Raw genomic sequence first — 289 nt, forward strand, 5'->3', positions numbered from 1 at the left:
GTTCGCCGTCAGTGTCGCGGTGGTGGTATCGATCGAATCGTTGATCGTGGTGACGGCTGGAGTCGGGTTAGGAGTCAGCTGTTCGAAATTGCCGCCAACCGCATCTTTGATTGTCACGCTGACAGTAGAATTGCTGCCACCGTTGTAAACGTCATTGGGCGGCGTCTGGAAGTCGATGCTGCCCTGAGTTTTACCCGCTTCAACAGTGATGACCTGGCCGTTGGACAGAGTCACGGTGACCGGCGTTTGAGCCGGGTTGGTCAGCGTCACGGTGTAAGTGATCACGCCA

1 protein-coding gene is annotated in these 289 nt (G+C 56.4%); it reads right to left on the reverse strand.

Features of this window, described 5'->3' with window-relative positions:
• On the reverse strand, window positions 1-289 hold a 289-nt coding region (locus IAE33_RS24445; protein ID WP_201165779.1), incomplete at both ends, for an immunoglobulin-like domain-containing protein.

Source organism: Pseudomonas sp. S60, assembly GCF_016647865.1.
Taxonomy (GTDB): Bacteria; Pseudomonadota; Gammaproteobacteria; order Pseudomonadales; family Pseudomonadaceae; genus Aquipseudomonas; species Aquipseudomonas parafulva.